The sequence below is a fragment of the Bradyrhizobium sp. 35 genome (assembly GCF_023073215.1).
GTDB classification, from domain to species: Bacteria; Pseudomonadota; Alphaproteobacteria; order Rhizobiales; family Xanthobacteraceae; genus Bradyrhizobium; species Bradyrhizobium canariense_D.
In genome coordinates this window covers 202,142-228,045 of the sequence record NZ_JADPJC010000113.1, presented here as the reverse complement: position 1 = coordinate 228,045, position 25,904 = coordinate 202,142, and the positions used below count along the sequence as shown (strand labels likewise).

General features: G+C 59.1%; 21 protein-coding genes and 4 pseudogenes. 13 read left to right on the top strand and 12 right to left on the bottom strand.

Translation table 11 applies throughout. From position 1 onward, the window contains the following. Positions 1 to 6: 6 nt before the first annotated feature. The 4 genes and pseudogenes from IVB36_RS24290 to IVB36_RS24270 all read right to left on the bottom strand — a co-directional run bounded on the left by IVB36_RS24290 (position 7) and on the right by IVB36_RS24270 (position 4,553). The gene (locus IVB36_RS24290) at positions 7 to 444 is read right to left on the bottom strand and encodes a hypothetical protein (protein WP_247361033.1); all 438 of its coding nucleotides are present in this window, start codon (positions 442 to 444) and stop codon (positions 7 to 9) included. Between the two features lie 151 nt (positions 445 to 595). Then, a complete protein-coding gene (locus IVB36_RS24285) occupies positions 596 to 2,197 on the bottom strand; it encodes a hypothetical protein (RefSeq protein WP_018453700.1) in 1,602 nt (533 codons plus the stop codon). 262 nt (positions 2,198 to 2,459) lie between these two features. Beyond that, positions 2,460 to 3,994: pseudogene (locus IVB36_RS24280) on the bottom strand (heme peroxidase family protein). 325 nt (positions 3,995 to 4,319) lie between these two features. Continuing rightward, a complete protein-coding gene (locus IVB36_RS24270; RefSeq protein WP_007596464.1) occupies positions 4,320 to 4,553 on the bottom strand; it encodes a DUF3551 domain-containing protein in 234 nt (77 codons plus the stop codon). A gap of 254 nt (positions 4,554 to 4,807) precedes the next feature. On the opposite strand from IVB36_RS24270, the gene IVB36_RS24265 reads away from it, so the two are divergent. The 5 genes from IVB36_RS24265 (at position 4,808) to IVB36_RS24245 (ending at position 9,007) form a co-directional block, all read left to right on the top strand. After that, the gene (locus IVB36_RS24265; RefSeq protein ID WP_018453701.1) at positions 4,808 to 5,146 is read left to right on the top strand and encodes a hypothetical protein; all 339 of its coding nucleotides are present in this window, start codon (positions 4,808 to 4,810) and stop codon (positions 5,144 to 5,146) included. A 149-nt stretch (positions 5,147 to 5,295) separates the two neighbouring features. Continuing rightward, positions 5,296 to 5,811 (top strand): hypothetical protein, encoded by a 516-nt coding sequence (locus IVB36_RS24260; protein WP_018453702.1) that lies wholly within the window; start codon positions 5,296 to 5,298, stop codon positions 5,809 to 5,811. A 91-nt stretch (positions 5,812 to 5,902) separates the two neighbouring features. Then, positions 5,903 to 6,385, top strand: coding sequence for a transcription elongation factor GreA (gene greA / locus IVB36_RS24255; RefSeq protein WP_026232577.1), 483 nt, complete (start codon positions 5,903 to 5,905; stop codon positions 6,383 to 6,385). Positions 6,386 to 6,439: 54 nt separating this feature from the next. Next, positions 6,440 to 7,117 (top strand): hypothetical protein, encoded by a 678-nt coding sequence (locus IVB36_RS24250; RefSeq protein WP_247393246.1) that lies wholly within the window; start codon positions 6,440 to 6,442, stop codon positions 7,115 to 7,117. A gap of 531 nt (positions 7,118 to 7,648) precedes the next feature. Beyond that, positions 7,649 to 9,007, top strand: coding sequence for an integrase arm-type DNA-binding domain-containing protein (locus IVB36_RS24245; RefSeq protein ID WP_247393262.1), 1,359 nt, complete (start codon positions 7,649 to 7,651; stop codon positions 9,005 to 9,007). Here IVB36_RS24245 and IVB36_RS24240 read toward each other — a convergent pair. Next, entirely contained in the window at positions 8,952 to 9,278 is a 327-nt protein-coding gene (locus IVB36_RS24240; protein ID WP_083926328.1) for a hypothetical protein, read from the bottom strand. The genes IVB36_RS24245 and IVB36_RS24240 overlap by 56 nt on opposite strands. An 826-nt stretch (positions 9,279 to 10,104) precedes the next feature. Between IVB36_RS24240 and IVB36_RS24235 the strand changes: the two genes are divergently transcribed. The 5 genes from IVB36_RS24235 (at position 10,105) to IVB36_RS40550 (ending at position 14,181) form a co-directional block, all read left to right on the top strand. Further along, positions 10,105 to 10,416, top strand: coding sequence for a helix-turn-helix transcriptional regulator (locus tag IVB36_RS24235; RefSeq protein ID WP_026232580.1), 312 nt, complete (start codon positions 10,105 to 10,107; stop codon positions 10,414 to 10,416). After that, positions 10,409 to 11,653, top strand: a complete 1,245-nt coding sequence (locus tag IVB36_RS24230; protein ID WP_247393244.1) for a type II toxin-antitoxin system HipA family toxin — start codon at positions 10,409 to 10,411, stop codon at positions 11,651 to 11,653. The genes IVB36_RS24235 and IVB36_RS24230 overlap by 8 nt, the downstream gene beginning before the upstream one ends. 65 nt (positions 11,654 to 11,718) lie before the next feature. Next, positions 11,719 to 13,002, top strand: a complete 1,284-nt coding sequence (locus IVB36_RS24225) for an FAD-binding oxidoreductase (RefSeq protein ID WP_247393242.1) — start codon at positions 11,719 to 11,721, stop codon at positions 13,000 to 13,002. A gap of 253 nt (positions 13,003 to 13,255) precedes the next feature. Further along, positions 13,256 to 13,804, top strand: a complete 549-nt coding sequence (locus IVB36_RS40555; protein WP_346731064.1) for a hypothetical protein — start codon at positions 13,256 to 13,258, stop codon at positions 13,802 to 13,804. After that, a complete protein-coding gene (locus IVB36_RS40550) occupies positions 13,711 to 14,181 on the top strand; it encodes a hypothetical protein (protein ID WP_346731063.1) in 471 nt (156 codons plus the stop codon). The genes IVB36_RS40555 and IVB36_RS40550 overlap by 94 nt, the downstream gene beginning before the upstream one ends. A gap of 187 nt (positions 14,182 to 14,368) precedes the next feature. Here IVB36_RS40550 and IVB36_RS24215 read toward each other — a convergent pair. The 3 genes and pseudogenes from IVB36_RS24215 to IVB36_RS24205 all read right to left on the bottom strand — a co-directional run. Then, positions 14,369 to 14,561 (bottom strand): annotated as a pseudogene (locus tag IVB36_RS24215) (cold shock domain-containing protein); the annotation flags it as partial. Positions 14,562 to 15,125: 564 nt separating this feature from the next. After that, on the bottom strand, positions 15,126 to 15,518 hold the full coding sequence (locus IVB36_RS24210; protein WP_039798703.1) for an avidin/streptavidin family protein: 393 nt from the start codon (positions 15,516 to 15,518) through the stop codon (positions 15,126 to 15,128). A gap of 481 nt (positions 15,519 to 15,999) precedes the next feature. Beyond that, positions 16,000 to 17,347 (bottom strand): annotated as a pseudogene (locus IVB36_RS24205) (IS5 family transposase). A 470-nt stretch (positions 17,348 to 17,817) separates the two neighbouring features. Here IVB36_RS24205 and IVB36_RS24200 point away from each other — a divergent pair. Beyond that, positions 17,818 to 18,063, top strand: coding sequence for a hypothetical protein (locus IVB36_RS24200; protein ID WP_247282434.1), 246 nt, complete (start codon positions 17,818 to 17,820; stop codon positions 18,061 to 18,063). A gap of 514 nt (positions 18,064 to 18,577) precedes the next feature. On the opposite strand, the gene IVB36_RS24195 is transcribed toward IVB36_RS24200, so the two are convergent. The 3 genes from IVB36_RS24195 to IVB36_RS24185 all read right to left on the bottom strand — a co-directional run bounded on the left by IVB36_RS24195 (position 18,578) and on the right by IVB36_RS24185 (position 21,842). Next, positions 18,578 to 19,087, bottom strand: a complete 510-nt coding sequence (locus IVB36_RS24195; RefSeq protein ID WP_026232583.1) for a GNAT family N-acetyltransferase — start codon at positions 19,085 to 19,087, stop codon at positions 18,578 to 18,580. A 71-nt stretch (positions 19,088 to 19,158) separates the two neighbouring features. Beyond that, the gene (locus IVB36_RS24190) at positions 19,159 to 20,373 is read right to left on the bottom strand and encodes a hypothetical protein (RefSeq protein ID WP_247393239.1); all 1,215 of its coding nucleotides are present in this window, start codon (positions 20,371 to 20,373) and stop codon (positions 19,159 to 19,161) included. Beyond that, complete coding sequence (locus tag IVB36_RS24185) at positions 20,370 to 21,842, bottom strand: coproporphyrinogen-III oxidase family protein (protein ID WP_247393238.1); 1,473 nt, start codon at positions 21,840 to 21,842, stop codon at positions 20,370 to 20,372. Before IVB36_RS24185 ends, IVB36_RS24190 begins: the two co-directional genes overlap by 4 nt. A gap of 1,633 nt (positions 21,843 to 23,475) precedes the next feature. Here IVB36_RS24185 and ybgC point away from each other — a divergent pair. Further along, entirely contained in the window at positions 23,476 to 23,919 is a 444-nt protein-coding gene (gene ybgC / locus IVB36_RS24180) for a tol-pal system-associated acyl-CoA thioesterase (protein WP_026232585.1), read from the top strand. A 145-nt stretch (positions 23,920 to 24,064) separates the two neighbouring features. Here the strand turns inward: ybgC and IVB36_RS24175 are convergent, their stop codons facing one another. Next, the gene (locus IVB36_RS24175; RefSeq protein WP_247393237.1) at positions 24,065 to 24,277 is read right to left on the bottom strand and encodes a hypothetical protein; all 213 of its coding nucleotides are present in this window, start codon (positions 24,275 to 24,277) and stop codon (positions 24,065 to 24,067) included. 596 nt (positions 24,278 to 24,873) lie between these two features. Between IVB36_RS24175 and IVB36_RS40545 the strand changes: the two are divergent. Beyond that, positions 24,874 to 25,863, top strand: a pseudogene (locus tag IVB36_RS40545) (strawberry notch C-terminal domain-containing protein). The last annotated feature ends 41 nt before the right edge of the window (positions 25,864 to 25,904 follow it).

Sequence of the window (25,904 nt, the reverse complement as noted above, 5' to 3'; positions counted from 1 at the left end):
CTTGAGTCATAGCCCAAGCGCGATCTCGGCCCATTTCAGCATGCGGTCGCTATTGAGGAACGCCAGCACCGCCGGCTCGAGCGACGCGGTGGCGCCCGGTGCGAGCAAAGCCGTCGCGGCCACCATGTCGCAGCGTTGATTGAAGGCGAGTGAGAGCGCGGCCTTGGCGTTCCCCTCGACGCGATATGCCCGGCTGCGGCCGCGCATTGGACCGACAAGGATCTCTCGGCCGGCGGCCGTCGGCGTTGCCTTCCCAATCAGCGCCAGGTCGCCCATCTGCTCGAGGTCGCCGTCATCGGCAATGCCGGTGGCGCAATTGCAAAAGCCGAGCTTGGCGCGAACGTAGAGCTGGACTTCGCCGCCGCAATCCGCGGCCTTGCAGCGGAACGCTTTTCCTTTCCCCCAGGGATCCGCACCGAAAGGCCAGTCGATTTCCGTCCACACTGGGCGAACCTCGCCGGAGGTCGCTGTTGCGCGTGCCGGTTCACCGGATCGCAATATCCAGAGCGCTGTGGCTGAGCAGAACAGTGCAATGGCTGCGCTGGTTGCAACGAGCTTGCTTGTCAGGCGCATGGAAGTTGCCGCGACATCTTTGCTAATTCTGAGCCATCAACTTTCGTGCGGCCGCGAGGTCCTCTCGCGATGAGTCGCCATTTCTCGCGGTTTCGACGACTTTCGCGTAGTACTGGCGGGCCTTCACAGGATCCCCCGCTTTCTCGGCCGCGTGAGCGGCGCCGATCGTCGCGCCAAATCGGTTCGGCTCCTTGCGCATGGTGCTTTCGAACGCGACCAATGCCTCCGTCGCCATGCCGCGTTCGAGCAGCATGGTCCCGTAAAGCTCGCGTGCGGGGGCAAGTGGACCCGGCGTCACGATGGATTTTTCGGTCTTGTCTTCGGCATCGGCGGCAAGGCGCATCGCTTCCAACGCATCCGCCTGCTTCCCCAGGGCGTTGAGCTGCCAGGCTGTAGCGACCTGCCGCTGAATGTCCACGATTTCGGCCCAATAGGCGTCCTTGTCCTGCTGCAGCTTGTCCCGCAACTCCGCCAGCTTGGCGATGTCCGCCGTTGCCGCGTCTGCATTGCCGGAGCGCGCGGCGCCAAGGGCGCGGGCGAAATAGGTGATCGCATCGACATAGGCAAACCGGCTCGGCTCGACCTTCAGCGCGGCGGCGCCCTGCCAATCACCGCGCTCGACCATATAGCGCGCTTGGCTGGCTGCTATCGCGTAGGGACCGGCGCGGACAGCCGGCACATAGCCAGTGGTCGCAATCATGTCCGCGATGACCTCGCTGGCTCGGCTGTCCTGCGCAAGCTGGAGCAGCGCGTAGACCATATAATCGTCGGCATGCAGCTGCTCGCTGGGGTCTTTGCCCTCCTTGGCAGCCTTCGCGGAACGGCTATTGGCGTCGATGGATTCGTTCCAGTAGCCGACGCGCGTGAAGATGTGCGACGGCATATGCAAGGCGTGCGGTGCCGCCGGCGCGATCTCGGAATAACGCTTAGCAGCGTCGAGTCCTTGCTCTGCGATCGCCGGATAGTCATAGAGATGGATCAGGTAATGTGCGACGCCGGGATGCCGCGGCTGGCGCTTGAAGATCGGCTCCAGGATAGCGGCGCCCTTGAGCTGGTTGGCATAGGACTTGTCGTTTGGTGACGCCGTGACGTTCAGCGTAATGGCGTAGGCGATCTGCGCCTCGTCATCATCGGGATAGCGCGCGGCGACGGCTTCGGTTGCCCTGAGATAGGCCTGCGCACGCTGTCCAAACGTCGTCTTTTCGTCGCCCGAATAGAAGGCCAGCAGCGCATCGATATAGTCGCGTTCGCGTTCGCTCTTGGCGCCGAGTGCCTTCGCCTTCTGCAGCGCGGCGAGCCCTCCGGTGAGGTTTTCCTTCGGCGCGGCAAAATGCGGATTGTACAGCAGGCTCAGCGCAATGCCCCAATAGGCGATCGCGCATTCCGGATCGGCCTGCAGCGTCTCCTCGAAAATTTCCTTTGCGGGCCGGTACCAGAACGAGTGCTGATAACGCATCCCGCGATCAAAGCGGCGCTGCGCCACCTCGTTGCAGGAAGTCTGGAAGTGCACCTTGCCAAATTGCTCATCGGCCCCGTCTTCCGCGCGTGCGGCGGGCGTGCCGGAAATCGAGCCTAAGGTAGCGAGGGCGAGAAGAGAGACGGTTCTCAAGGCGAGCGCGCGCATCGGCCCCTCCGTTTCTGTTCAGAATAAATCTGGTCAGATGGCGCCGATAAAACCGAGGGCGCCGAAGTTCGTACTGCTGAGATCGGCAATGGCAATTGCGTTGTTGAAGGATTTCTCCATTCGCGATGCGAGTCAACAGGAAGCGGACGGATTTGCGTTAGGGAAGCACGCCTGCCAGGATCCATCCGCCCGCGCGTCGAGGCGAGTGGGTCACAAGGCCGCTCGCACGACGAGCGGCCTTGCATCATCGACCGTCATCCCCTCAATGCAGCGGATCGCCCTGGCCGAGCGCGTAGGCGACGAGGTCCTTCAGCGCGAAGCTGGAGCCGGTCACCGGCGTCCATTGCGGGTCGAGCGACAGCACGGAGGAATTATCTCCGAACATCATGCCGAGGAAGACTTCGGCGACGATGCGACCGCCCACCGGTCCGAGCTGCGGTGTCTTGACCGTGGCGGGCCCACCAGTCGCGGAGATTGGCACGTCGGTCATGTTTTGCCGCGCCTCGGCCAGGATGTAAGCCCACAGCGGACAGTTGCCGGCGAACGCGCCGTTCGCGATGCTCGCGATCTTGACTTGCGGATCGCCCGTCCCGGGCTCGTCGACGGCCTTGCCGATGATGATCTCGTCGTCGCTCAGCGGCGTCAGGTTCATCGCCCTGGCGACGGCCTGGCCCGACGGCAGTCCGAGCCGCCAGCTGCGCTCGAGATTGCGCAGCGCCAGCGACGCCGGATTGGACGCGACTTCCGGCGGCAGCTTGCGCAGCGGGTCCACCAGCGAGGCATCGATGCGATAGGCAAACTGCAGCCGCCTCTTGTTGTCGGGATTGGTGTCGACGTCCTCGACCCCGTAGGGGCGCGTGTCGAGATCGATGAAGCGGCCCCAGTCCATGGCGCGTCCCGGTCCCATGGCGCGGAAGCCGGTCAGTGCGTTGTGGTCGGGATTGTTGGGATCGGGGAAGATCTGCAGCAGCATGTTGGCCGCGTCGTTCAGCCGGTATCCAGGGCGGATCATGGAGTGCCCGAGCCGGTAGGCCGCGACCGAGAACTCGACCGGCATGAACGGATAGGTCTTCCAATGGTAGTAAGCGAGCTTGCTGCGATCGTAGTGACCCGCGGTCTTCAGCTGGTCCAGCACGCTGGCGTGGACGATGCGCGGCAGGAAGTCGTTCAGCACCACATACTGATAGTGGAATCGAACGCGCTGCTGCACGTCTTCGAACGACAGGCTGTCATTGTCGTCGACCATGCGGTTGTGAAAGCGCAGCATCAAGGCCTGGAATTGCGAGACGATGCTGTTCTCGTCGTTGCGGGGTCGCCGATCAGCGCGCGGCCCTTGAAGCGCGGCAAATCGACCGCATCGGGCACGCCCGCGCCGGTGACCTTTTCGCCGAGGCGGAACTTGATGCCGTCATACATGTAGGGCTGGTCGTTCGGACCGCGGCCGTAGACATTGTCCATGTCGAGCGACGGCGTGCGGAAATCGACGAGACCGTCGGGGTCCTGCTGCTTGGTCAGCGAGCTGACCGGATCGAAGGTGATGTCGTGGTCGATGAACTGGCCGAAATAAGTGTAGAGCGAGGGAATGCCGCTCTCTTCCGCGTCCGGTCCGTCCTTCGGCCCGTCGAAGCCGGCGACCATCTTGTCGGCGAGCGCCGACAGGTTTGCGATCGTGTTGGAATCGTTCGGGCCGAATTTGGCCGGTGCGAGCTTGCGGAACATGCGGCCGAAGCGGCCTTGCGAAAGCGGCGAACGCGTTGCGTTCAGACCGCGCGGAACAATTGCGTGGCGGCTGCTCATTGAAACACCTTCCTGAAAAGTCGAATGGAAAGATCGGGCTAAGGTTTCTCGCGCTGGAGTTTGCAGCCTAGGCGCGATCACGCCTGCCACGAGCGAGATGGATCACAATTGCCCGGTATCGAAATTTTCGGAAGGTGCGCCTTTGGCCCGCAAGCCACGGCTGCGCATCGTGAATTTCTCGGTGCTGATGACGGATAACATTCTCGTCATCGACGGACGCAAGCGGCTTCGCACAGTTTCAATTCGCCGGCACGTCGGCGAAGCGGGTCGTCTTCACGCAAAAATTGTGGCGGCGCGCGCGTCATACGCGCACGCCGCCAATTCGTCAGTAGTCGCGCTGCTGCGAGAACGCGTAGCGCGGGTTGATGCCGCAATAGGACGACGTGCCGGAGGCGGTAGCGAGGCACTGCTGATAGCTGGCGAACTGGCAATTGCCGGGATAGCCCCACGAGCGGCCCTGGATGCAATATCGATCGTTCGCAGGATGTGCCTGGGCTGCCGGGGATGCTACGGCGAGCAGGGCCGCGAGCGATGCGAGAGTGAGGATCGTGCGACGCATGTCAGTCTCCTTCGAGAGCGAGTGGGTGGGAATGTCAGCGAGCCTGGCTCGTCTGTTGCGCAGTCATGCCTGTATTGGTGTCGCCAGAATGCTTTGCGTTCGCGACAAGGCGCATCATGACGCAGCCTGCTGCCGGCAATGTGATCTCGGCCACAGTTCACCATGGGGTTCGAGCCCATCGTGAACGGACTTGCACGCGTCGATCCCGCAGAAATACGCTTGCCTTATTCGGATCAGGTATTTTGGAGGTTCTAATGCAGAAATCATACTTGCTGGCTGCGACAGCAGCGCTGGCGCTTCTCATGCAGACACCGCTCGCGTTGGCGCAGGGCGCACCAGCCGCCGCCGGAACCGCGGCGCCTGCGGCGACAACCGCCGCGCCGGCAGCGACGCCGGCAGCGCCGGGCGCAACCAACGACACCTCCAGCCAGCCGACCGACTCCAAGAAGAGTGCGTCGAAGAAGCCGGCGAAGAAGAAGATGACGCGGCAGCAGGAGATCGATCACTCGGTCGACAGCGGCACGGTGCCCGCGCGCTACCGCAGCTCGGTGCCGAAGCAATACCAACAATACATTCCGTTCGATAAGCAGTGACGGATCGCACGGCAGCGCGGCGTGATCGGGCATCGCCCCGCCAATGCCATCACGTGAAATAGGATCTTGGCCGGACGGAATCCGGCCATACATCCCCAGTGGCGGTCCGCGCGAGCGGTGCTAGAGTAGGTCGAAGCCTGGGGGGAGTAATGAGTGACGACGTGAAGGATGCTGGCCTCGTGGCCATGATCAGCAGCATCCTGGGAGGCAACAGGCGCGCCGCAGAAAGCATTGCGCCGCCGCCGCTCATCGAGGTTCCGCCGCCGACCGCGCCGACGAACGGATTTGAGCTGGTCGAGCCGCCCGCCGCCGATACGCCGCCGGCCAACCTCGAGGGCAAGCCCGAAACAAATTCCGAGAACGCGCCCGATGCGGCGCTGGCCCCCGCGAAGCCAGTCGAGCCGCCAGCGAAGATCGCCACGACACCTGATGGCAAGCAGTTGCTGCCTGCTGAAGCGATCGCCGATCTCGTCCTGGGTGAGTTGCGCAAGCTCGAGAATTTTCCGGCGACCGGCGCCTCCGTCACGGTCTACGGCTACAGGCACTGGAACGCGATGATCACCTTCGCGCCGTTCTCGACCACGTTCCGGGATGCCACGCGGTTCCGGCAGGCCATGCCGGACATCGTTTTCAAGCTGCGCCGTTTCGTCGTACTTGAGATATGATCCGGGATGATCGCCAGCTTCTGCCCGCCGCGATTGCTTGCGGCGCGAAGGCGCGGGCCGTGAGCCCGAACAGTTCGACAGGATTTTCGACTTGAGCGTTGCCTTTACCAAGGAAGAGAGCGCGGAAACCGCCGCCGAGACGCTGTTGCCGGATCGGCCGATCTCGCCGCATCCAAACCTCGTGACGGAAGCAGGCTTGCAGGCATTGCAAAAGCAGCTTCAGGACGCGCGCGAGGCCTATGAAGCCGCGCAAGCCATCGAGGACGTCAACGAAAAGCGCCGGCAGTCGGCGGTGCCCTTGCGTGACGCCCGCTATCTCACCGAACGGCTGCGCACGGCGCAGGTCATTCCCGCCCCGGCCTCGACCGATGTCGTCGCCTTCGGCAGCACGGTGACCTTCAGCCGCGCCGATGGCCGCGTGCAAACCTATCGCATCGTCGGCGAGGACGAAGCCGATCCCAAGGCCGGCACGATCTCATTCGTGGCACCGGTGGCGAAGTCGTTGATGGGGAAGGCGGTCGGGGATGTCGTGGGGTCCGGTGCGCAGGAGATCGAGATTTTGTCGATTGGGTAGGGGGCGTTTATCGATGGTTTCCGCTGTGTCCGCGCAACAAGGCGCGATAGCTGGATGAGGCGGTTTCTATCGGGAGCATTGCCGTTTTACGCGCTGGCCGGGTTGGCCATGTGCATGTACCTCGTCCTGTACAGGACAAACCTCTTCGACCTGAACGCCATCGTCCAGGATGCGACCGGTTCGGCGTGGTTTCCGGCTTTCATATTCGTCTGCGTGCTGCTGGAGGCGGTCTTCCCGTATTTTGGCTATTTCCCCGGAACCGCTCTCATCTTGATGTCCGTGGCGCTCAATCCGAAGCCCGCGGACGTCTCCGTTTTCATCGTGGCATGGCTGGCCATCATCCTGGGCGCCGTCCTGAGTTACGGACAGGCTCGTTTTTTCAGACCGCTGTTGCAGCGAGTTGCCTCAAAGGCGGCACTGAACCGGTGTGAGTCCCTCCTCGACGCCTACGGTCCTTACGCGCGCATTGCGCTGTTCGTTCATCCTAACGCCTGCGCGATGTATTTCACGGCACTCGGACTCCTCGGCCGCAAGCTGACGCGCGAGCTCGCCTATCTCGGCGTGGGTGCAGCAGCCTCCGTGGGCATTCTGTTCGTCGTGGTGACCAGACTTGTGTCGTCCGTAGGCACCACGGACGATGGAGAATTGCAGCTGCTGCTGGCCGCAGCGCTGGTTATTATCAGCACCCTGGTCGGTTTGTACGCAGCCTGGCGACCGGCGCGGGTTGCGTGAAGCTTGATGCGATCGCGCTTCAGGTCCCCGCGATGATGCCATCATGCCGGTGTTTTGCCCGACGAGTCAAATTCTATTTCGGAAAAGTCGCAATCCCGTAACTCATTGATCCGACTGAGGTCGGCTACTGTGCATGGGGTTGTTTTCGCTGTTTTTGATTTGGACGGGTGAAGACAGCCGCCGAGCGTCGGTTATCTTCCGCAGCAAATTATGGTTCAGGAAGGTGAATGGTGGGCGCACAAGGGATCGAACCTTGGACCTCTCCCGTGTGAACCACAACTGGTGGACTGTAGCCAACCTAATCCAGCCATAGTTTTATTGCAAAAGTCCTTGTAAGGTAAGGACTTGTGGCCATATTGGACCATCCGTGGCCTCGGTTGGCCTTACCACATGTCGTATGTCCCTGCTGTGCCCTTCAGAGGATTTCCCTTAGGGCACATTAACTGGGAACGCGAAGGCAATGGCTTGTGGTCCATTTCTTCTAGGATCGCCGCGACCCGTCTCAGGGCGCAAGGAGCGAGAGCACAAACGATGGAAAAGAGTAAAGAATCTCTCAGAGCTGAAGGAACGACGAACTACCTGAGACTCACTGACGCGGCCATCCGTGCGGCGACGCTGCCGCCGGGCAAATCGCAGCACTATCTGCACGACACAGAGCAGCCGGGGCTCGCGATCAGGATGCGCGCGACGGGTGGCAGGACCTGGGTCTTCATGTTCACAAAGCCTGGGACGAAAGGCACCCAACGCAAGACGCTGGGTGCATGGCCCAAATTCAATGACAAGGCCGCGCGCAGGGCCGCCACCGTCGTCGCTGGGGAGGTGGTCATTGGGATCGATCCCAATGAGGGCAAGCGCGAGGCGAAGCGGCAAGCGCTGGCCGAGCGGCAGTGCACGACACTGGCGACCTTGATCGTTGAAGATGGCCCCTACGAAATGTCCCTGACCGGGCGCCAGGTCGTCAACTGGAAACCGGCTATGTCGGCACTCCGACGCGGTCTGAAAGATCATTTCGACCTCGCCATCGCCGAGCTCACGCGACGGCAAATCATGGCGGCGGTGGACAGGATCGGCAAGACCGGCAAGCGCGGCGCAGCAAAGGACTTGCGCAAGCACACGCACACGTTCCTCGAATGGTGCGTCGGCGAAGGCTACGTCCAGCACAACGTGCTCGCCGGCTATCGCGTGCCCAAGGAGACGCGCGCGCAGCGGGTCGGGCGCCGAACGAAGGGCCGGGCGCTGCCCGACGAGGAGATCATCAAAGTCTGGCACGCATCCGGCAAGCTTGGGACGTTTGGGCTATTGACACGAATGTGCCTACTTGGCGGCCCGCGCCGCAGCGAGCCAGCCATGATCGAGTGGCAAAATCACGTCATGGATGACCGCATCACTTTCGAGGCAGCATGGACCAAGATGGGCGTTTACCACGACGTGCCGCGTACCCACCTCGTTGACGAGGTGCTTACGGCCGCAAAACATTTCCAGCGTGCGACGTCGGACTATGTCTTCCCGTCACCGAAGACCGGCGGCCAGATATCGGGCTTCACAAACTTGGTCGACCGCCTGGTCAAGGAAGCGGGTGTCGCCAAGTTCACAATGCATGACTTAAGGCGCAGCTTGCGAACCATCATGTCACGCTGCGGCTATGACAACGAAATCCAGCGGTTGTGTGTCGGGCAAAAGCCGCGCGGGATCGATCAGGTCTACAATCACGACGAACAGTGGATCATCCGCAAGATGGCGTTCGAAGCTGCTCATGACTACATCGCGGAGTTGGTCGGCGCTAAACGGGGAGGCAAGGTCGTGCGCCTGCAGCGGACGAATCCGCTCGATCCCATCAAGGCCGAATTGCTTGGCCGTCTTCGCGAGCATTATGCGGCTGCGACGACTTAGTTGTCTCATCGCGTCCGGCCAGATAGTCGCGCACCGCATCAACTCGGTAAAGCGGGCGGCCATCGATGTAGCGCCATTTCAGCGGGTGGTTCGGATTGCGCCGCCATAGCTCCAGGGCTCCAGGCGTGCGCCGGATCACGGCGGCCGTTTCTAATGCCGTTAAGTTTGAGCTGCCCGGCAGCGAATCGATATCGAACGTCGCGGGCGGCGGCATGCCGCGATTCTTCCGAGGTCGCTTCATGGTGCGGAGCGTCTCCTTCAAGTGGCCCATCGTCAACTCTCACGATTGAAGCGAGCGAGGCTCTTGTGTATTCGCCTGGTCGCTTCTTGGGCGGGGACGTCAAGAGAATCAACGCAGTCGTCGAACTTTCCCTGTCGAGTGCCGCCGATTTGACCATCATGCTCCGGTTGATGTTGCATAGGAACACGTTAATTGCGCGTCGTAGGATTGGATATCAACGCGAATAGAAGAAAAGTTGCTGGTACTAGCCGAGACCACTCCGCTCGCATTGCGGCCCTGCGAGTGGCCACGTCAGCGGCCCGGTCACGCCCGCAGGCTATTGGCCGTCGTGGGAAGCATGTCGAAGAATGAAAAACGAATTGATAGGTAGTTCGACGCTTCGTAGCTACATCGAGGCGGGCCGGCGGACATCGGAATTGATTTGGCAATACGGACTTGCTTGGCGCCAAAGGCGCCTCACGGAAACGACTCGGCACGACGCCACTAGGACGGCGCGTCATGGAAGAACTTCGATGATCCATCTACCGACCGCTTTCAACTGGCGTTCCATAAAAGCGACGCACCGCGTTCCAGGATCCGGTTCGTTCGCTGGCGGCCATTCCTATGCGGCCAATGCACGCGAGCGCCATGGGAATCTGTGTCAACCTGGCGATAAGATCTGGCTCCTTCATCGCGTCAGGCGCATTAGCCCCAAGGGCCATTCTGGCAGCAGGGTCAACAGTTCAGACGACATTGCCGCTGGAACAAGATATGTTTAAGCATCATTGTCGATAAGAAGATCTGTTTACGTTTCGCTTGACTGCGATGTGTGATCTGTTTACATATCATTTCGGTGTTAATGATCCGAGAACATATCATGGCTTCGGCTCCAAACCCGCTGCTCGAGGAACTTGGCCTACACTTTCGCAGAGCGCGAAGGGCTGCTGGCCTCTCCCAGGAGCAAGTCGCCCTCCGGGCGAACATTAGCAGGCCCCGCTATCGCGACATTGAAACGGGTGCCGCTGCAGCGCGCGCAACGACACTCGTCAACGTTGCTCGCGCCCTTGGCATGGAAATGATGCTGATTCCGCAAGCGATGGTACCGGCTATTCAATCAATGCTGCAGCCAGCTACGGGCGATGATGACCATCCTGCGTTCACGTCAGATGTTGAGGAGGAGCATGAATAACCCTGTCCTCGCGGCTGAACGTATCCAATCGCTCGACATCTCATTAAACGATCTTGCCGTCGGCACGCTCGTGCGAACGCCGGGCGACTACAGCGCATTCAATCTCTTGCCCGCGTATCGGAGCTTGAACGACCCTCCGATCTTCAGCCTGTCGCTTCGCTCGGCGGATGGCAGCCTCCGCCGGGATCCCAAACCCATACGCGGCGCGCTGCCGCCGTTCTTCGCGAACTTGCTGCCCGAAGAGAAACTGCGCGAAGCAATGGAAAAGCACCACGCAGCGTCAGTAAGACCTGGAAACGACTTCGATCTCTTGGCAGCACTGGGGACAAATCTACCGGGAGCGGTACGAGCGTTGCCGAGCGACGGCGTTCCCGTTCCGGCCGGGCCAGAATCAGAAGGCAAGAAGAAGGCGCGCTTTTCGCTCGCCGGTGTCCAGATGAAGCTCTCCGTCATCAAAAATACCGGAAAAGAAGGGGGGATCACGCTCGCCGTCGACGATGAGCAAGGGCAGTACATCGCGAAATTTCCCTCCCTCACCCACATTGGGCTTTCGGAAAACGAATTCGCGATCCTAGCGTTAGCGGAAGCGCTAGGGATGGAAGTGCCTGCACGTGAGCTCGTCGAAAAGACGGATTTCGCCAGCATTCCGGAAGAGTTTAACACCATGTCCACGGGCAAAGTGCTTCTTGTCCGTCGCTTCGATCGCGGTGGCGATGCAGCGCGCGTGCATATGGAGGACTTTGCACAGGTCTTCGGCCGCTATCCGTCCGAGAAATATACCGGTGCGGCGTATCACAATATCGCGGCCGCGCTGAACAGCGGTGTCTCGTTCGATTCCGCGATCGAATTTGTCCGTCGTCTTGCGCTCACCGCGATCACGGGCAATGGCGACATGCATCTCAAGAATTGGTCGTTACTGTATCCTGGAGACGGACGGAGGCCTACGTTGGCGCCAATCTACGACGTGCTCTCAACAATTTCGTATATCCCGAAAGATGGTCTAGCATTGAGCCTTGCGGGCGAAAAGTCATTCAAGCCCCTGACTCCAGAGCGCTGGCGCAATTTCGCGAACCGCAGCCGTCTTCCAGAGGGGGCAGTGGTGACGGCTGTAGCTGAGACCGCGGCGGCCGTGCGCGACAAGTGGTCAGTTCTTCCAGAACGCGACGTCGTGCCTGGGCAGGTTCTCGAACGGATCGATGCACATATCGACGAAATGGTATCCATCCTTGACCCTTAGGCGCGGCACTGATTGCAGCACCACCTGGGCTGATCAAGAAGCAAGAATAGTAGGAGGATTTCTGGATGCGAAACAATTCAGCATCACATGGATTGTGGGCTCTCACCGCGCCACCGGCGCCAGACACTGTTCCCCTCGCCAGTGACACCGCAGCGGATGTGATCGTGATTGGCGCTGGATATACCGGGCTGTCGTCTGCACTTCATCTCGCCGAAGGAGGGGCGCGCGTCGCGGTGTTGGAGGCGTCCGAAATTGGGTTCGGCGGTTCGGGCCGGAACGTCGGTCTGGTTAACGCGGGCATGTGGGTGATGCCTGACACCCTTCCGGATACGCTCGGCGCCCCCTTCGGCGAACGGTTGATTGAACAACTCGGCCGTGGACCGCAAAAGGTGTTCGACCTCATCCAAAAGCATGGCATCGAATGTGAAGTGGAACGTGCCGGTACCCTGCATTGTGCCGTCGGACGTAAGGGCTTGCAAGAGATCGAGGCCCGCGCCGAACAGTGGCAGAAGCGTGGCGCCCCTGTCGTAGTGCTAAATGCAGAGGAGACACGCAGGAAAGTGGGCGGTGGCGAATACAGCGGGGCGCTGCTCGATAAGCGCGCCGGGACGATACAGCCGCTGGCCTATGTGCACGGTCTAGCGAGAGCCGCGCTTGCAGCGGGCGCCAGGATATTCACACAGAGCGAGGCTGTTACTGCGCAACACAACGGCCTGCGCTGGAGGATTAGCACAGAAAGCGGATCGGTAGATGCGGAATGGGTGATCGTTGCGACGGATGCCTATGGTAAAGGACTTTGGTCGCAGGTACGGCAGGAGCAGATCCATCTGCCCTACTTCAACTTTGCTACAGGTTCTCTGCCGGATGGTCTGAGGAAGTCGATCCTGCCTGAACGGCAGGGAGCGTGGGACACTCGAGAGGTCCTCTCTTCATTTCGCTTGGATCGCTCCGGGCGCCTCGTGTTTGGCAGTGTTGGTGCCCTTGAGGGTATTGGCGCATCCGTTCACCGGGCATGGGCTCTGAGATCGTTGCGCAAGCTGTTTCCGGGACTTCAGGATGTCGAGTTTGAAACCGGCTGGTTCGGCATGATTGGAATGACCTCGAACAACCTGCCGCGCTTTCACGAGCTCGACCGCAACGTCGTTGCTTTCAGCGGTTACAACGGTCGCGGCATCGCACCTGGCACAGTCTTTGGCAGTGTGTTGGCTTCGTACGTTCTGGGGCAGATCGCGGAGAACGATCTTCCGCTGCCGGTCACTGCCGTTGAACCGCAACGCTTTCGTGCCGCGCGGGAAGCCTTCTACATCGCGGGGTCCCAACTTGTTCACCTAATGGAGACCCGGTTCTGATTACCCAAGCAAGTTCGCCAAGTATGGGACTGTCATCGGCATGCTCATGACTCAACTTCGCGCTCTGGCGGCCATTGACCTCGATCTGTTACTACGAGGCGAGCGATTCTTGTGTTCTGTACGTTCAGTCGAGCTTCACACGGAATTCTAAACGCTGGCGACGGCCTCTCTTTGGGGCGGCGGTATAGACCGTGCTGTCATCGGAGCGACGGGTGCTAAACTCGTCCGAACTTCGCATGAAAACGAGGAAATCATGTCGCGTTATTTCTCCGCCCCAGAGGTAGATGCCGGCCTCGACTATCCAAGGTTGATCGATGCCTTAAGCGAAGCCGTCCGGCGCGACGGAGAAGCGATGCCAGTGCGGCAGAGCTATAATGTTGGTACCGCTGCAAGCCCAGGTCGTCTCCTGACAATGCCGGCTTGGGAGCGGGGCAAGGCACTCGGCGTGAAGCTGGTGACCGTGTTTCCGAAGAGCGGGGCATGCGGTCTCCCTGCCTTTCCTCGCTTTACATGCTGTTCGACGGCAACCGGCCGGCCGCGCGCAATGATCGATGGCGAAACACTCACTAATCGGCGTACAGCCGCCGCCTCCGCGCTCGCATCACGACATCTCTCACGCCCCGACAGCCGCACGCTGCTGCTGATTGTAACCGGCCTGCTCGCCTCCTATTTGGCCGTTGCCCATCGCGCAGTTAGGCCGATTAAGCCGTGCTGGTCTGGGGACGCAATGCGCAACGTGTCCAAGCTCTCGCGGACACGCTTGAGCATCAGGGTCTCAAGGCCAAACCGGCTGCTGATCTGACGGACGCTCTCTCGGTGGCGGACATCGTTAGCTGCGCCACCACGTCACGTGAGCCGCTGATCGTAGGCCAGCACCTCAGGCCAGGAACACATCTCGATCTCGTCGGCGCATTCACACCAGAAATGCGTGATACCGACGACGATGCTGTTTGCCGCAGCCGCCGTGTTCGTAGATACTATGCGGGTGCCCCCAAAAAAGCCGGTGATCTGCTCCAGCCGATTGCGGGTGGCCGGTGGGACGCCTCAATGATTTGTGGGGATCTTCATGAGTTAACCAATGGTTTGAAGTCTGGCCGCCTTTCGCAGCAAGAGATCACTCTCTTCAAGTCTGTTGGGGCCGCAATCGAAGATCTTGCGGCTGCGTATCTTCTTACATGAGAAATACAATGGTTTTGAAAAAACACGAGATCGCGTATTAGCACTGATGTGCGCCTTCATGCCAGGTTGCCGACTCTGAAGTGTTTCGCCGAAGTCAGATCGAGGCATGTAAGCGCGAAGAATGCTGACGCCCTAGGCGAATCACTGTTGACGCATCATGTAGCTGATAGCGCGAATCATCTGTATGCAGATTTTCTGCGGACACCTCGCCTGAGCTGCCAGTATTGATCTCGAACCTGATCAAGGCCCCCTCTGCAAGATCGGTATAGCCGGCCTTCTCGACCGCCCTATGTGCACGAAAACGTCGGCTCCGCCATTATCCAGCTTGATAAATCCATAGCCTGGGTCGCGTTTAACCACTTTACGATGCCAGTCGTCACTAAGTATCTCCAATTCCAAATGACGGGATGTACCTAATGGCTAGAGAGGGATCAAGTCCGTACTCGTTGCCAACGTGCGATCTTGTCGCCGCGCAACATGAACCGGCAATAGAAAGCAGCTTCGTGGAACGGTTAGACTGAGCGCGCCCTTGGCTACTTCCGGCGGCGAAGCCTGCGAATCGCGCTGTGTGAGAATTCTGGGTATCGAGAGCTGAAAATTCACGTCGTCAACCAAACTCAAGCAACGCGACCGCCGCAGATGTTAGCGGCATCTGCCGGAGCCCGCGCTCGGCTTCAAAAGAAGGACCTGAAAAGTAACGGTAGTGCACGGATCGTCCCGCGATTCGGACGCAAATTCAAATGTCCTTTCGGATTTGGGGAGAGGCCCTTTGATGTTTTTCCCGGGCCGTTCGGCACGACTTGCCGGCTGTCCAGCATCGAAGCTGATCCTGGACAGGCCAGTGCTCCACGAAGGCGAGCCCACATTTCCCGAAGAGACGCAGCCAAAAACTCGCGAGAGTGAGTTTCCAATCAAAGGTCACGACAGAGCAAGAAGATTGAAAACTACCATACGCGCGTGAATGTATCGGCACCCTTCAACTTGCCGGGCTTGCCGTTCTTGTCAACGTAGAACAGCGTCCATGAGGTCGGCATTTGAGACCCGTTGAGCTTTCCAACCCACCGGGTGAAGGAATTGCACTGGGCAAAGGTAACAACAAAATACAAGCCAGCAGGGCTAACGGCTCCCGATGCAGGATATGGAATGCCCTGGCACGCAAACCCTTGAGCATGGTTTGTGAAAGTCCCTTGTATTGCCCCGCTATTGGCGGACCAAACAAAAAGTTCTGAACCTCGTTCATTCTTCCAGTACGAGGGGGCAGGAAGCCCCTGTGCGATGGCCTCGGCGGAAAGGAAGAAGGAATGGGCGAGCAGCAAGAGTCCCAGAAGTCTCTTCATATTGAAGCCCCAAAAGAGGTCACTTAAAGGTCGCAACGTGGATCATCTAGCGTGATACAACTTGAGGTCATATTCACTGCCATTATCTCGCGTTCGGCATAGGAATGCGGCGCATATACCCGAAATCACGCTGGATCGCGGCGTAGCCGACCCTGTCGAGCCCTCGGCGCTTCTCATCCTCGAATCGGTTCGCCTGGGCGGCCGAGCGCCGAGCCGGTGCTCGGTTATTTTGATGTGCCACCCCTGTGGTCGTCGGAGGAGATGCGGAGAGTAGAGGTCATTGTCCACGAGCTGTATCGGATCGGGCAATCCGCGCCAGGACTCCGACGCGATCGAATGAGCTGCGCCGGCGGTCGACAGCGCGCGCGGACCCAGGCCGCTCGAGCAGAAAGACGGCGCCTAACAAGGACAAACGCTGCTAATCGCCATGGTTGCAATGGTAAAGTTCCCACTGACTGGGGGCAACATGGTTAGTCGTCCGTTAAGAAGGCGAATTGAGCGGGGCTGGACCGGCCAGCACGCGGCATAGTCGGACCAGGAACAGGCACAAGAGTTCTCTGAGCCAGGCTAGGATGCGGCGGAAGTTGTGGCCGACGGCTGAGAGGATGACGTTGGCGGCGTCTCCGGCACGGCCTTTGAGGTAGCAGCGACCGAGGTGACCTTCGGTCTTCATGTGGCCGATGATGGGCTCGATGGCGGAGCGGCGGCGCAGCTCGCGCTTGATGACGCCGAAGACGCCGCGCTTTTGGCCGGAGATGAAGACGCGACGTGGATTTTGAGCATCGTGGCCGCGGTATCCCTTGTCGACATAGGCCCGCTCGATCGGACATCCGGTGAGCGTCTCGGTCCGGTCGATGACGTTCCGCAAGGTGTGACCGTCGTAGGGATTTTCGGGCAGCGAGCTGGCATGCAGTACGAACAGGCCACCGGGAGCTCGGCGATTGTTGGTGACGATGGAGGCCTTCACGCCGAACTCGTAAGGGGCTGAGGCCTTGCCTTTGCCGATGCACTCCACCTCCGGGGCATGAAAGGAATAGAGCTTCCAGCCGCGCTGGCGCTGCTGCTGGGAGCGGATCTGGCTGGCTCGGCCAAGCGGAAGGGCGAATGCCTCCTCGAGGGCTGGCTGGCCCTCGATCCTGCGACGGATGTCGCGGATGATCCGGCCCAGCCGGCTGCGCAGGATACGCAACTGCCGCTGATGCCGCCCGAACTGTTTGGCATGGGCGTAGCGGCCCGCCATCATCGCAGCGGCCTTGGCCACGCGAGAATAGGATTGCCGGAGCCTGACGCTGTGCCTTCTCGCCAGGCGGTTGAGGCCCTGGATGGCCGCATGAAGCAGCTTGGCGTCGGTCGGGAAAGTGATGGCCTTCGGCTGCACCGTGGGTGTCGACCGTGACGCGCTTGAGGTCCTGGCTGCGTAAGGCGCCGGCTTCGTGCGCCACCCGCAGGCTCTCGGCCAGCAGCAGCTCCAGCTTGTCGCCGAGCCGCTTGCGCCAATGGCTCAGGTCCGAGCGTTCGTGCGGGAAAGCGTGCCGGAAAAACTCTTCGCCGGTGAAGAACTGGAAATAAGGGTCGTGGACCCAGCGCTCGCACACCCCCTCATCGGACAGCCCGTAGATATGCTTGAGCAACAACAGCCCGATCATGAAGCGGGTCTCGATCCCCGGCCGGCCGTTCTCGCTGTAGAGCGGCGCGATCTCGCCGTCGATCCAGTCCCAATCGATCTTGCCGGCAAGCAGAACCAACTCGTGCTTCATGTTGATGATCTGGTCCAGCCGCGCCCGGAACAGATCGTTCGATCCCGTCGTCCTGTGCTTCTTCGGCCGCATCGTTCCCTCCGATGCACCACAGAATCATGGTCCGCAGGGAAAGGGAATCCACAAACGAAAATTGCAGGGTTTGGCGGCTTCAACCTCCCATTCCCTGCAATCTCAAACCGCCTCGAATCCGAAAAAGAGACTCCTGCTCAATCGCTTAGAGCCTTGTTCACGGACGACTGGTTAAGGCATTTCGCAATACGGTCATGGCACTTACTTTTGTGGGAGTTGGCGGCTGCAACATGTTTTGGAATTTCATGAATGACTATATGGTCTGCGGCCTTGCGCTGGCGGCTTCAGTGACAGCCGGCTTTTGCGTTGAGCGCATCTTCATAGAGCGGTCCCGTCGGGAGATGATCCGCCTCTACGGCGCGGACTGGCATTCGGCGGAGAACCGACAGCTCGACTCATGAACGTAACCCGTCGCCCGCCGTCATTTTCATCATCCAATTGTTCGCATTCGACCCGAGGAGCCTGGCCCGATGATTAAACCGGTCCATCCATTCCGGTTCGCTCGCATCGAGCGCCTGCGAGAGCTGCTTGAACGAGACTACCGAATGGCAGTTGACCCGAATACGGGCGTGAGCACCACGAAGCTGGTGAGACCCGATCCGCAGCTGCTTGATGCAGGTTTGGTACTCGATCGTGATCCAGAAGGGTGCGAGCTGGGTCCTTGGTTGAGAGCCTGCGAGCGCTACGGCACGCAACCGGTCGATACGCCCGAGTAGCATCACGATCTGGAAGGGCGACCACCACAAGCTGGTAGGGGCGATTGGACGCGCCCGTGCATCCACCACCCCGCATCGCCAAGAGCGGACTTTTGGATTCCATACGCAACAGAATGTTGCGGTTGAATCGAGGTGGATTTGTATGCCGGCTGGCAAGGCTCACGTCGCGAGCCCACGACACCTCCAGAGCGTCTTCGCCTATCCGCCGCTGGCACACCGTATCAGCTCTCGTTTTGAATGCAACGCTGGCTCGGCCAGACGTGAGTTTGTGCGTGCGTTCGAGGCCTATCGGTCGCGAAACCTTCACGTCCTTGTCAGCTACAGTGACACGATTCATTCCGATCGCAGATCTCGCGAAGCTCAATGAGAAAGTCCTCGCGGATGATACGGTTTTATCTGAGCGCATTCCACGTCATTCCCAAGGAGCGAGATTGGGCATTTCGGCTAGTCAGGGGGCAAGTGATTGAATTTGTGCTCGTTGCGCGTCCGTAGAGTTTCACTGGATTGTCCGGTCTCACAACCTCATTTGCTCAGCGGGGGTCATTCCTGGCCAAATGAGCCGCTTCTCGTAGAAGATCACTGCATATCCGTGCAACATCCCTTCCCTGCGGCGAACATAGCCAGCGCTCTCATAAAGTCTTTGGGCCCCTACTTGGATCGTTGTTGTATCGAGCATTATCCACTTGAAACCGAGAGCAACAGCTCGCGACTCCAATTCACGAAGAACCCTCCTTCCAAACCCTCGTCGCTGAAAGACGGGGTCGACCCGCATACGTTTTAGTTCTGCGACATCATCATCAAAAGGTTTCAGCCCACCCATGGCAGCGAACCGGGGACCAATATGCGCAACTACGAAGTCACCGCCCGAGGCGATGTATACTTCCCCGATATTGCGTAAATCATCCTCCCAAGCCCCTTCCGGGCCACACACACCAACATCCTGCGATGCGCTTCTGTGCAGATGCCATGCATCATCGCTATCCCCGGACTCGAACCGACGAAGGATCAGTTCGTCTTGAGACATCGACTATTACCTCTCGACCGGTGGCGGACGCCTGCGCCTTTGTTTTTAGCCACGCAGAGACCACCGTCGGCTTACGGGCGCGCCTCTGTCAACAGCCGCTGAGAAAGGACAGCCTCAACACTTTCCGATACCTCAACTCCGACAACTGGACGACCCGGCTCAACCGTATATTTTAAGGCCGTACTACGATGCATCCGGGTAAACCGATCCAGTGCACAAACACAGGACGTGCGCAGCGTTCCGATTTCGCCGCCGTGATGCTCCACGACTGGCGAAATGGTCGCAACCCTGGGAAAGTCCGCTTTCCCCTTTAGCCAACCTGGCTTGAGCGGTGCACTCCCTTTGCCTGACGACAGCCAGCGGAATACCTCGTGAATGCATCTCTGCGGATAATATTCGGACAGCCGGTACAGATCCCTATAAAATTGCGGTTTGTGGTGGAAGAGTTCTTCACCGACCAGTAGCACCGAGACCGCCACAATACGGGCCGAGAAGCGGCCGCTTGGACCAAGCGTATTCTTATAAGGATTCTTTCCGTAAAACACACGAAATTGGCCAAATAAATCCGGCGACATATGTTCATAAAAGCGCGTCAGAACATTGTTTGCTGACTCAAGGCGCTCCAGGCATGTCGCAAGACATTGCCCCGCATCCACGTCGGCCACATCACGCAACTTGAGCAGAGCGTCCATTGCTGACTGCAATCCGCTCTCGATGATCTGGTGGCCCAAGCAAAAATCTCGCTCCTCGACGCCGGCCGCGCCGAGGCAGTATACGCGTGGATCGTTCTGCAGCGGATTCGTAAGGATCATATCTTCATAGGAGAGGACCTCAATGCCAGGCCGCCGTTGACAAGTCGAGCGCGCAAGGCGGATCAGTACCTCTCCCACCGTCAGCTCGGCGTCCACGGGATGAAGGCCGGCAAACGCAGACATCTGATAAGCACAATTTACGAGATATTGGATGTCTGTCTTAGCGATCTCGAAGTCCGACTGCGGCAGACTTAGCAGCTGCGCTTCATAGTCCGCCTCCGCAATCATCGCGTTGATATTACGCCCAAGAGCCTTAACCGCTTCATCTGGTCGTTCACTGCATTTGATCTCCGCAATGCAGTGCGGCAGTTGATCGGCGACAAAATTGCTGACAAGCCCAAGCGGGCGTTCTCGGTGCCGGCGATCAATGCTATCGGACAGATGCGAAAATATGTCCTCCGCCTGGCAGGGCGAGCCTTGCGGGGTGGAACCGGAAAAAGGAGCGACCATAAATGAGCGCGCACGCGACTTCATCGAAACGCAACTTGCATTTCGGCACTTGACCCGTATCGTGCGGCCGGTGAGTAATCGTGCTTTTCGAGCAGATCAGTTCGTTTGTCTATTATCCTACTGTCGTTGTACGCGACCCGCTCGAGTATATTGTTCGAGAAAAATAGCAGCGATACGGCGCCCGAATTGATAGTGCCGGCGGCAGTTAGCGAAAGCAGGCCGTTCGAAATGCAGATGAGTCCTGCCTCATTCAAGAGTTCAAGCTCGCGGCCAAAGCATTTCTCGATGGAAACCCCAAACTCCCGCTCGAAGCGGGAGAGCAACACCCCACTGCTACGCAGGGCAAACATTACCGTTCTGCGCATGAGATCATCTTGCGACAGGACAACACCCTTCCACACAGGCTTCTCGCCCGCCTCAACCCTATATAGGTAGCGATCTAAATCTGCCTCGTTATAGAACTGGCACTGGCTCATGTAACCAAACCCGGAAACCCCAAACGGGACCAGATTATTGTCGTTCCAGGAATCGTATTTGCGGCTCTGTTGAATTGAGTGCGGCTGCGACTGCTTACTCCAATAGAAAATCGGCCCATGGCGATAGCCGAGTTTCGTGAGGATGTGCTCGGCCATAAAATGCATGATAATGCGCTCCTTAGCCCCGGCAAATTGATATCGTCCCCTAGCCAAATGGCGGGCTACGGGGTCTGTAGATTTAAACATCAATGGGAATACATTGAACTTCTCTATTCCCATATCCAGTAACCCGATAAGTGAGTCGTACCAGCTCCGGAGCGTTTGCTGCGGCAACCCATACATGAGATCAAGCGACAGATTCTGAACGCCCATCTCATTCAGTAACTTTACTAGTTGTACTACCTCGTCCACGTGGTGCCCGCGGTTCAATATGCGTAAAATGCTCGGATCTAGACTCTGAACGCCCAATACGAAGCGGTTTACGCCGGCTCTAAGCAGTGTGGATATGCGATCTGCAGCGTCCGCTTGCTTTGCAAGAGAGGGATGCAATTCGAAACTCACTTCCGACTTAGACAAGTCAAAGCGCCGGCTAATCATGCCAAATAGCGTTTCGAGTTGACGGTTGGTTAAGAACGAGGGAGTGCCGCCTCCAAAAAAAGCAGTCTCAACAGCTCTGCCACCGAGCGCTGCGTCCGACCAACTCATCTCTTTATCTAAAGCCGCCAGATAGCGCTCCACTCGCCCGGAAGATGGATTGATTTCCTTGGCGAAGTGGCAAAAGGTACAATACTGATCACAGAAGGGGATGTGAAAATAGAGATCGATTGACGACGAAACCTGAAGCAACAACTTTTCGGCATTCAGGTCGCCCATTGCCTTGAGAGGCGGATATGTGCCGACAAGATAATCGTTGTGCATGTCAAGGTGCAAATTCCGTGACCTCAACATGTCAAGGTTAATGTCGTACGAGCGGTCGATCGCGAATTCCAAGGCCTCGGAATAGGACGGCGCACGCATTTTTTTAAACTCCTCTAGCTTTCTTGTGAAGGCAAGGCCCGATGGCAGCTTCGTTGCTCGTGTCACATCGCGCTCTTAAGCTCGGGCTCGATACTGAAGTCGTGCAATTCGATCAGACGCGGATTTGTCGGCTCCTACTCGACGCAACCACCGTAGAGCAGACCGAGTGTCGCCATCCGCTCGGGGACACGCGGGATGATTATGGTTCGGCGAGGAAGACAGATGCCGTGGCCGAATGTCCTTCGGGCGTTGCGAAACGGCACCGAGAAAGACTTCAGGGGCTGAGGAGTGCGAATACTGCTGGAGAAAATGGTGTTCCACCTTCGAGTGTGACCCGCGCCGGGTCGGGCGCCGAGCTCGATCTGCTCCAGGGTGCCATTGAACAACTTCTGTCCGTTCCCCTCTTCGACAGGAAGCGGCCATTGCTCGAGACCAAGCTTGATTTGGTTTCCTCCCGGTCCGACGCCAACATTCGCATGCCGCTGCATGCATTCGACACTGAGCCGCCCAAACGTGTCACACTGGTTCGGATTTGCTCGGGAGTAAGCGCGCTCAATGCTAGTAGTGTCTGGTGGTCTTGAGAGTTACCCGACGCGAAGAACGACAGCGGCACCCGCGAGGGACGCGGCAAAGCTTTAGGCGGGACCGCACTCAATAGCGCAGGTCCAAGGCATTGAGTCGAGCAAGTTTCATTTGAACTCCTGGGCCGGCGAATGCGAGATCGTCATGGTCGTGCGGATCCATTTACGGTGTCCCAGCAATACACGTGCCACTAAAGACATTTGCGAGCCTGGCTTGAAGAGGGCAAAACCATGTGCTTCGTGTCCACCGACGGAATACTCGCGCCTCAGTGTCTGGTCCCGGACATTAACGTCTTCAGCCGGACACGGCTGAACACGACAACGCGGAATGTTGAATGACGTTGGCGGCCTCTCATGCCGAACTCGAGCATCTGCTCCAACGGCCACCTTACGACCGAATCGCCCGGCTCATGAAGGCAGCGTCCCGGCACGTGACGGATATGCAAATGAACTCGTCGCTTTCTTGCGGCGCGGTGGCCACGGAGCGACTTCGATCTATTGGCAGCGCTCGGCGCGGACTTGCCAGGCGCGGTGCGTGTCGTACCGAGCGACGAGCTCGGGCGCAGAGCATCGGCGCGGCCGACTCTTCGGTCAAGGTACCGTGGATCATTCTGCCCGGTTTCATCGATCTCCATGACCATCTCAGCTGGAATATCCAGCCGCGATGGCTGACCGGCCGGAGTTTAACAATTGCTAAGAATGGTAGGATTCGCGGAATAGGACTGCTTGCTGAACAATCCGCACTGCCGGGCAATCCCGACTTTGGCCTGCGAAGCGGAGATGTACGCGGAGATCAAGGCGCTTGCCAGTGGGGCGACCTCGGTCCTCGGGGATTGCTGAGCAGCGATAAGAGCTCTGCAAACCATCCGTGCGTGCGGGACTTGCCCGAAATCTGGATAGGGGGGTGCCGGCTTCTCGCAAAGCAACCGGTCTCCGACCGCCCTTGCGCCAGGCAGCCTCAACCTGCACGCACCAAACCCATTGGCACTTGCTGCGGAACGCGCCTCTGTGCAAGACAATTCGTCCCAGAACGGCAGTAAGGAAACCGCACTGTGACAGCTTCTCTTGATGGTGAAATTCGCGACGGCGGCCATCATATGCAGGTCCGCGTCTATTTCGAAGATACTGACTCCGGTCAGATTGTTTATCACGCAAATTTTTTGCGCTTCATGGAACGCGGTAGAACGAACTACTTGCGCCTGCTCGGAACCACTCAGCAAGCGCTACTCAGAGAAGCCAAGAAAGATGCGCCCGGCTTTGCCTTCGTTGTCCGCTCCATGACGATCGATTTTCTAAAACCGGCGGTCTTGGATGACCTGCTTGACGTCGTCACAGTCCCGCAAGAGGTGAGGGGAGCGTCGATTGCGTTGCTGCAGGAATGCAGGCGCGGAGACGATCTCCTTGTCACGGCGCGTGTACGCGTGGCGTTTATTTCAGCCGGAAAGGCGCAGCGCATCCCGAAGTCGCTGCGGCTCGCTATGGAAGGGCTTCGATAGATCTGCCGCTTAGTTCAAGCTTTTGGCTTCCAGCGCCCCACTGAAATCAAGTCATTAAGCTTCTGTTGCGACCTAGTCAAACCAGTGTTCGGGGTAATCGCATCCAATCGGGGCTCTGACGCATATTCGATGATCGTGATTGTTTTTATGGCGCGCCAATCAGCCTAGCCTGAAGAAGATCGAGCTTAGCGCGCCCGTACATCTGCCGTTCGACCAGCTTGAGCTTGGCGATGTGAGCTTCATTGGACCATGGTTGCGTAATAGCGGCGTGCACCGCGCCCTTATCGTTGGCGATCCCATTCGCGAACGAGGCAATGAGGCTCCGCTTGGATTCATCAATCCGAGGTTCGAGCTCCATCTCGGCCTCCTTCGGATGATCGCCTGGAGAGCTTGGGCATCGGCCAGCATAGGAAAGTTTTGTTCGATGACGGCAAGCGTGACGGTCTCGGCCTTAGTTAGGTGGTCGGCTTAGTCATCATCAGCTGCGCTATCGTCCTGGCGGCGGGGACCTTCTGCAATTGTTGATGGCTGATAGTCTCGGCACGCCGCCGTCGCGTATGCGGCAAGCGGCTCAAGGTGATGATCCCGACCTTGCTGCCGGCCCTGGAGCAACATGGCCGATTGCAGCTTGGCAAGGCCACTGTGATCGTGTTCGATAAAGACGCCGTCGCTGATCCACTCGATCGAACGCGATCTTGACGCTGGCCATGCCGCTGTCATCCAGCTCGTCTCGACCGGCGAGGCACTGATGGAGCGCCGGCCTTTCCGGTGCAGCTCTACGAGCCTTTCACCGATCAGGAGGGCAATCTCTGCTCTCGACCCGTCTATCGCGACGGCCAACCGGTCGACAGCCGGTAGGCCGTCGCTCGCCGCGACCGCCTCATCGAGAAGCTCCCGTGGCTGCCGCAGGTCCCGGGCGCGCTGGATCAGGTGATCCAGCGCTTCGGCACTGACATGGTCGCGGAGGTCACAGGCCGCTCACGCCGCATCGTGCGCAAGGGCGATCGGCTGGTGGTCGAAAACCGCGCCGGTTCGGCCAACCTCGCCGAGACCCTCGGCGTTCATGGACGACGTCAAGCGGGTCCTCGTGTTCTCCGACGCGGGCGGCACGGGGAGGAGCTATCATGCCGAGCTGTCGGCGCGGAAGCGTCGCCTGCGGGTCATTATTTGCTCGAGCCCGGTTGGAAGGCCGATGCCGCGATCCAGGGGCTCGGCCGCACCAAGCGGACGAACCGGGCGCAGCCGCCGTTGTTTCGCCCCTTCGCGACCGACGTGAAGGCCGAAAAGCGCTTTCTCAGCACCATCGCCCGCCGGCTCGATACGTTGCGAGCGATCACGCGCGGACAACGTCAGACCGGAGGGCACGGTCTATTCCGGCCAGAGGACAATCTCGAAAACCAGTAGGGCCGCGACGCGTTGCGCCAACTCTACACGCTGGTGGCGGGCGGCAAGGTCGAGGGCTGCTCGCTCGAGCGGTTCGAGGATGCGACCGGCCTGAAGCTCACGGACATTAATGGTCTCAGGGATGACCTGCCACCGATCACGAGTTTCCTGAACAGGTTGCTCGCGCTCACGATCGATCTTCAGAACATTCTGTTTGACGGCTCGGATCCAGGAAGATGGGCCTTGCCGGTAACGGTGCCGCCGACCAAAGCGGCATTCTGCTGCGTCAGCAGGCGCGCGCATGCGCTGGAATCAGCCGACGAAAGGGGGGTAAACGCGAGATTTCAGCGTGAATGCGCTGAGAGTTGCATCAATCGACATCGGTATAATGTTACAATCAGAGCTAGACGTCCGAAAGGCGCATCGTCAAGTATTGCGTACGAAATGCTCCGATCGGAAGCCGAGACGACATACTCCGGTGAGAAGCGAGATTGTTCGTTCCATTGCGTGCTGAGTTCGTCGGGCAAGGGCGACCAAAATTGTTGCTCTCTAAGAGATTAAGTCCGGCGAGGCTCGATCGTGGTCACAGACACTACAAAGGA

What these genes read in the sequence shown, in the direction of transcription:
- IVB36_RS24260 (WP_018453702.1), top strand. Translation starts at nt 5,296, where the DNA reads ATGAGTGACGACGTGAAGGATGCTGGCCTCGTGGCCATGATCAGCAGC.
- IVB36_RS24245 (WP_247393262.1), top strand. Translation starts at nt 7,649, where the DNA reads ATGGAAAAGAGTAAAGAATCTCTCAGAGCTGAAGGAACGACGAACTAC.
- IVB36_RS24175 (WP_247393237.1), bottom strand. Translation starts at nt 24,277, where the DNA reads ATGGAGCTCGAACCTCGGATTGATGAATCCAAGCGGAGCCTCATTGCC.
- IVB36_RS24250 (WP_247393246.1), top strand. Translation starts at nt 6,440, where the DNA reads ATGAGGCGGTTTCTATCGGGAGCATTGCCGTTTTACGCGCTGGCCGGG.
- IVB36_RS24235 (WP_026232580.1), top strand. Translation starts at nt 10,105, where the DNA reads ATGGCTTCGGCTCCAAACCCGCTGCTCGAGGAACTTGGCCTACACTTT.
- IVB36_RS24200 (WP_247282434.1), top strand. Translation starts at nt 17,818, where the DNA reads ATGATTAAACCGGTCCATCCATTCCGGTTCGCTCGCATCGAGCGCCTG.
- IVB36_RS24185 (WP_247393238.1), bottom strand. Translation starts at nt 21,842, where the DNA reads ATGCGTGCGCCGTCCTATTCCGAGGCCTTGGAATTCGCGATCGACCGC.
- IVB36_RS24195 (WP_026232583.1), bottom strand. Translation starts at nt 19,087, where the DNA reads ATGTCTCAAGACGAACTGATCCTTCGTCGGTTCGAGTCCGGGGATAGC.
- IVB36_RS24270 (WP_007596464.1), bottom strand. Translation starts at nt 4,553, where the DNA reads ATGCGTCGCACGATCCTCACTCTCGCATCGCTCGCGGCCCTGCTCGCC.
- IVB36_RS24230 (WP_247393244.1), top strand. Translation starts at nt 10,409, where the DNA reads ATGAATAACCCTGTCCTCGCGGCTGAACGTATCCAATCGCTCGACATC.
- IVB36_RS40555 (WP_346731064.1), top strand. Translation starts at nt 13,256, where the DNA reads ATGTCGCGTTATTTCTCCGCCCCAGAGGTAGATGCCGGCCTCGACTAT.
- IVB36_RS24240 (WP_083926328.1), bottom strand. Translation starts at nt 9,278, where the DNA reads ATGGGCCACTTGAAGGAGACGCTCCGCACCATGAAGCGACCTCGGAAG.
- IVB36_RS24210 (WP_039798703.1), bottom strand. Translation starts at nt 15,518, where the DNA reads ATGAAGAGACTTCTGGGACTCTTGCTGCTCGCCCATTCCTTCTTCCTT.
- IVB36_RS24190 (WP_247393239.1), bottom strand. Translation starts at nt 20,373, where the DNA reads ATGAAGTCGCGTGCGCGCTCATTTATGGTCGCTCCTTTTTCCGGTTCC.
- IVB36_RS24285 (WP_018453700.1), bottom strand. Translation starts at nt 2,197, where the DNA reads ATGCGCGCGCTCGCCTTGAGAACCGTCTCTCTTCTCGCCCTCGCTACC.
- IVB36_RS24265 (WP_018453701.1), top strand. Translation starts at nt 4,808, where the DNA reads ATGCAGAAATCATACTTGCTGGCTGCGACAGCAGCGCTGGCGCTTCTC.
- IVB36_RS24225 (WP_247393242.1), top strand. Translation starts at nt 11,719, where the DNA reads ATGCGAAACAATTCAGCATCACATGGATTGTGGGCTCTCACCGCGCCA.